Below are 5,328 nucleotides of genomic sequence, written 5' to 3' on the forward strand. Positions count from 1 at the left end.
GCCGCGACCGAAAGCGTATATTGACCGTGATGGCGAACCCGTCACTAAAAGCAGGTATGACAACAGATGAAGTGCTGAACCTTATTAAAAGCGACGTTGAAGCGATTCCACTACCGCCAGGTTATGAGCTTGAGTGGGGTGGGGAATATAAAACATCGAATGAAGCTCAGGGCAATGTTTTACAATCCTTGCCGATGGGGTATTTGGCCATGTTTTTGATAACAGTGCTGCTATTTAACTCCGTTCGTCAGCCACTGGTTATCTGGTTCACGGTTCCATTATCACTGATAGGTATTTCGTTTGGCTTGCTGGTATTGGACGCACCGCTAAGCTTTATGGCGATGTTGGGGATGCTCAGTCTGAGCGGCATGGTGATTAAGAATGGTATTGTGCTGGTTGACCAGATTAATGCAGAGCTGGCTAGAGGCAAGTTGCCGTTTGATGCAGTATTTGACTCAACAGTAAGCCGTGTCAGGCCGGTATGTATGGCTGCAATTACCACTGTGCTGGGGATGATCCCTTTATTGTTTGATGCATTCTTTGTTTCGATGGCGGTAACCATTATCTTTGGCTTGTTGTTTGCGACTGTCTTTACGTTAGTCATATTACCCGTCATTTATACGCTTATGTTCCGTATTCCGATTAAACAACAGATAGAAGATCAACCGTTAACGATTCAAACTGCATAACATATAGGTCAGGTGAAAATATTACTTCGCCTGACCTTCTCTATAATTGATAGGGAAACATATTCATGCAACATGAAAATAAGATAAACCCTGGTTATATTATGGGTTGCATTAAGAGCTTCATTGCAGAGTTTGCCGTACTTTGCTTTACAGTAATGGTATCCATTATCTTCGGATACTATATTTTGCCTGAATTATTTGATTTCTTAATGTCGTTGCACAATTAATCATCCCAGGGTGCATTGGGTTGTACTTTTTCCAATATATGATCGATAAATAGACGGATCGACTTGGTAAGGTATTTATGGGATTGATAGATAATAAATATATCGCCAGCGGCATGTTCATAAGTTTCGAGTACAGAGACAAGAGAGTTACTTTCCAGATAAGGCTTTGCCAATGGTACCGGAACACGTACTATCCCGAGTCCCTCAACTGCAGCCTTAATGGCTAGGAGTACACTGTCGGATGAGTAACGACCATTAATAGGGATGGTTTGTGATTGTTTTCCATCCTGGAAGGTCCAACTCTGATTTTGCAGGTTGCCGCCTAGCGGTATGCACCAATGTTTTGTTAGGTCTTGAGGAAGAGCCGGAATGCCGTGTTGTGCCAAATAACGAGGGCTGGCACAGCAGACAGTTTTTTTCGGCCCGAGACGGCGGGCGATAAGGTTTGAATCCTGCAGTTTACCCGTTCGAAATGCGATATCTATTCTGTCTTCTATCAAGTCGACCTGCGCATCACTCACTTCCATTTCCACCTTAATATCTGGATAGCTGGCCAGAAAATCAATAACCCAAGGCTGTACATAATGGCTGGCGAAGTCCAGTGGTGAGGTAATTCTCAGCGTTCCCTGGGGCGCTTGCTGTGAGGTTGAGATGAAACGGTTTGCCTCATCGATAGCTGCCAGATGATGACGGCATTGTTTGAAATACTCTTCTCCCTGTGTGGTAAGGGACAGCTTACGCGTACTTCGGTGCAGTAGCCTTACCCCAAGGTTATTCTCTAGTTGCTGAACTTTACGGCTAACTGATGTCGATGGCATGGCCAATATTTTTCCTGCACCGATGAAGCTGCCTGCTTCAGCAACGGTGACAAATACCTTTATCTCGTTAAAGTCGATCATCTTATTGCTCTGTTATATGGGATTGTAAAACTCAATTATACCATCTAATAAAGTAATTTCACTCTGCATACAATAAACCCATTCACGAGGCATTAAGTACAGGTTTCTGATTGAGACTCTGCTCTGACATTCAGACGAGCTGATGCGAAATGCCCTGAAACCTAGAGTTGGTTAGAGGTAGAACCGACTAATAAGTAGTAAGAAATTTGAAGAGGTAACTATGAAACAGACAACGTTTAGTCCAGAAAATGCAGCAATGTTATTGATTGACCATCAGGTAGGAACCATGGGCTGGGTTAAGTCTGCGGATCTCGCTGAGGTGAAGAAGAATACACTTGCTCTGGCTCGTGCGGCAAAGGAGACGGGGATGCCGTTAATTTTGACTTCAAGTATGGAGGAGCATGCCCAGGGCCCACTGTTTGAAGAGTTGCAACAGGCAGTACCGGAAGCATTTGAAAACCGCATTCAGCGTGCCGGTGTTGTCGATGCCATGAAGGATCCGGCTTTTTCGGATGCGGTGAAATCTACAGGGCGTAAGAATCTGATTATTGCCGGGATCACAACCGATGTTTGCGTTGTCTATCCTGCTATTACCGCAATAGCTGAAGGGTACCAAGTGCAAGTTGTGGTTGATGGTTCAGGCTCACCAAGCACGCTTGCTGATGAAACGGCACTACGCAGGATGGAGTCTCACGGCGTCACCCTGACATCAACGAACCAACTTATCGTAGAACTGGCCCAAGACTGGAGCAGCGAGCATGGCATGAAGCTGATGCAGGTGCTCTTTGAAGAAGTGCTATCTAAACAGCAATGATAGCTATTCGTTGAAAACTGCTACCTTAAAATAAACCTGCCATCATGAGGTGGGTTTATTCTTGTATTAAAGCGCGAGGAGGTGAGGGTATGAAAGCGGTTTGCTGGAAACGATGGATGTGTCTTAAGGCATCACTGGCGGCTGTCCTGATCTTTGGGAGTATGCCGCAGGCGTTTGCCGATACAACTGACGCACGTTGCGATATCCATTTACCAGGCTCGGAGAAGCCTTCGGCACAGTATCTTTGTGTCTTTTCTCAGCGTCAGGGTTATATCACTATCGAGCGTGATGATGGCGTTTATTATGACTTTACGCCTGTTGGAGAAACACCCGGAAATTATAAAGACAGCAGGGGGTATCCGGTGTACAGGCAATCAGGGCTAGGGCAGAAAGGGCTGATTTTTAAGCTGCAGGAAGAGTCGGTTTATGTGTATTGGGACACCTCAGAGCTCGAATAAAGCCGCCGCAAGCCAAAGGGCCTGCAGCGGCAATTCTCGATAGTATTTGCTTACTTATTCTATCTGTCCTCGTATTTCGCCCGGTGGATTGGCAGGGGTATGGACATTGATATAGTGTCCGCCACTGAGCAGCGTCTCGGCAGTGTCGTCATCAAGTTCAGTGTCCTCAGGCGTTGACCAGACGGCAACATCATCGGGATCCTGAATCAAGCCTACGACGACATCACCGTTCTCACCAGCTGCCCCTTCATGGACATGAGCGGCAACAGCATCATCTACGCCGGAAGTGACAACGTTAACCTGAAGGATGTTGGTTTCGCTATTGAAAGTAGCGTAACCTGTACCGAAGGCCTCAGTTTCTACCGGAGGGACTTCCTGTGAACCATCCAACGGGAAGATGAACAAGGTAAAGTCCGATGTCAGGATCTGCCCTCGAATTTCGCCCGGCGGGTTGGCAGGGGTATGGACGTTGACATAGTGTCCGCCACTGAGCAGCAGCTCAATGATATCGCTACCTAATGTTGTACCGTCAGGGGTTGTCCATTTGCCCGGATCGTCCGGGTCTTGCTCCAGAGCGACCACGATATCACCGTTTTGACCTGCGAAACCTTCGTGAAGGTGGGCGGCAACGGCGTCTTCAGCACCGGTTGTAATCACCTTGAGGTCGACTTCTTCGGTTGTACTGTTGTAGGTAAGGTAACCATCACCGCTGGCTTCGGTTTCGACCGGAGGCACTTCTTGGCCACCATCCAGCGAGAAGGTAATGAGCGTGAAATCGCTGCTGAGGATCTGGCCACGAATTTCTCCTGGTGGGTTCGCAGGTGTGTGAACGTTGACGTAATGTCCGCCACTAACCAGTCGTTGAAGTGTTTCATCATCCAGTATCGTCTCGTCAGGGGTTGTCCATACGCCAGCAGAGTCACCCTGAACAAGGGCAACCACGACATCACCGTTTTCGCCGACAAAACCTTCATGGATGTGTGCCGCTGTAGCATCTTGGGCATTTTCTGTGACGACAGTTAATTCAACCTCGTTAGTATCAGTATTTACCGCCGCATAGCCAGCACCCGATGCTTCGGAATCTACAGGAGGAACTTCCTGTGAACCGTCAAGGGCGAAAGTAACAATAACTACGTTGCTATCAACTATCTGTCCCCTGACTTCACCTGGAGGGTTATCGAGAGTGTGAACATTGATATACCACTGGCCGGCTAATAGCTCGTCAGCCTGCTCCTGAGTGATCTCAGTCGCTTCGACGGACATTGTCCCGTCGCCGTTATCGATAAAGTCAAAAGCGACAGGGCCATTTTCACCAATACCGCCTTGGTGAATATGAGCAGCCTGAACATCTTCTACCATGCTGATGTCGAGCTCAGCACTGAGAGTGTATGTTTGTTCTGGCTCCGGTTCTGGATCGGGTGGAGTACCATCATCCTTATCTTTATGGCCGTAGTCAGAGTCGTCGTTATAGCTTGTTTCATCGTAGTCTTGTGAGTCGTTATCACCATAGTGTTTGTTGGTGTCGCCATCAAGATCGAGGTCCAGGTCAAGATCCAGATCCAGATCCAGATCCAAATCTAGGTCAAGGTCTAAATCGAGATCATTGTCTTTTCCATCACCGCCATCACCACCATCGCCGCTGCTTATTAATAAAGTCACTGTGGCTGTTGCCTGTGACTCCGTAATAACAGGCGGGACTTCCTGATCGCCAGAAAGAGCCACATCAAATGTAAGCTCTTCTTCCTGACAACCGAGTAGAGAAAATAAAGCCAACATGCCTGCTAGGCAGAGTCTTTTACTCATGGGTTGCTCCTTTACGGTATTAATACCAACAGGAGTGTAGCCAGAGAGAGGATTCTCAGTTTTGATTCTCGGTCTTAGTGCTGAGGCGAAGATCTTGAGGGCGAGGAATTTTCTAAAAGTCGAGTGGAAAGACAGATGGTTAGCGTTTGGGCAACGAGCTATATTTTTTCATTAACCTTTTACTATTAATTAGTCACTCATACTGCAGCTTTGATTAATTATGGTTTTTTGGTGTTTATTTGTGGAATATTTCAGTTGAATACAGCAAGAAGATAAAAGCCCCCGGGTTGGAGGCTTTTCAATGATTACTTTTTAGATTTCGCATTGTCCAGAATTTCTTTGATGCGTTTGTTCGATACACGTTTAGCCATAGTTAAACTCCTTTTCAAAGATTACAAACATTCGTAAAACATCAATATATAACCTGAGATTGGGATT

At 46.6% G+C, this 5,328-nt stretch carries 5 protein-coding genes; 3 read left to right on the top strand and 2 right to left on the bottom strand.

Translation table 11 applies throughout. The features are described from left to right. On the top strand, window positions 1-689 hold a 689-nt coding region (locus MHN01_RS15500), incomplete at its 5' end, for an efflux RND transporter permease subunit (protein WP_239412169.1). A 223-nt stretch (window positions 690-912) separates the two neighbouring features. On the opposite strand, the gene MHN01_RS15505 is transcribed toward MHN01_RS15500, so the two are convergent. After that, the gene (locus tag MHN01_RS15505) at window positions 913-1,815 is read right to left on the bottom strand and encodes a LysR family transcriptional regulator (protein ID WP_239412170.1); all 903 of its coding nucleotides are present in this window, start codon (window positions 1,813-1,815) and stop codon (window positions 913-915) included. Between the two features lie 220 nt (window positions 1,816-2,035). Here MHN01_RS15505 and MHN01_RS15510 point away from each other — a divergent pair, with 220 nt between their 5' ends. Next, complete coding sequence (locus MHN01_RS15510) at window positions 2,036-2,629, top strand: isochorismatase family protein (protein ID WP_239412171.1); 594 nt, start codon at window positions 2,036-2,038, stop codon at window positions 2,627-2,629. A gap of 89 nt (window positions 2,630-2,718) precedes the next feature. Beyond that, window positions 2,719-3,087, top strand: coding sequence for a hypothetical protein (locus MHN01_RS15515; protein ID WP_239412172.1), 369 nt, complete (start codon window positions 2,719-2,721; stop codon window positions 3,085-3,087). Between the two features lie 54 nt (window positions 3,088-3,141). Here the strand turns inward: MHN01_RS15515 and MHN01_RS15520 are convergent, their stop codons facing one another. After that, on the bottom strand, window positions 3,142-4,890 hold the full coding sequence (locus MHN01_RS15520) for a CHRD domain-containing protein (RefSeq protein WP_239412173.1): 1,749 nt from the start codon (window positions 4,888-4,890) through the stop codon (window positions 3,142-3,144). Between the last annotated feature and the right edge of the window lie 438 nt (window positions 4,891-5,328).

The organism is Photobacterium sp. OFAV2-7 (genome assembly GCF_022347985.1).
Taxonomy (GTDB): domain Bacteria; phylum Pseudomonadota; class Gammaproteobacteria; order Enterobacterales; family Vibrionaceae; genus Photobacterium.

Excerpts from the sequence above, each read along its gene's own strand:
- MHN01_RS15505 (WP_239412170.1), bottom strand. The coding sequence starts at position 1,815 with ATGATCGACTTTAACGAGATAAAGGTATTTGTCACCGTTGCTGAAGCA.
- MHN01_RS15510 (WP_239412171.1), top strand. The coding sequence starts at position 2,036 with ATGAAACAGACAACGTTTAGTCCAGAAAATGCAGCAATGTTATTGATT.
- MHN01_RS15515 (WP_239412172.1), top strand. The coding sequence starts at position 2,719 with ATGAAAGCGGTTTGCTGGAAACGATGGATGTGTCTTAAGGCATCACTG.
- MHN01_RS15520 (WP_239412173.1), bottom strand. The coding sequence starts at position 4,890 with ATGAGTAAAAGACTCTGCCTAGCAGGCATGTTGGCTTTATTTTCTCTA.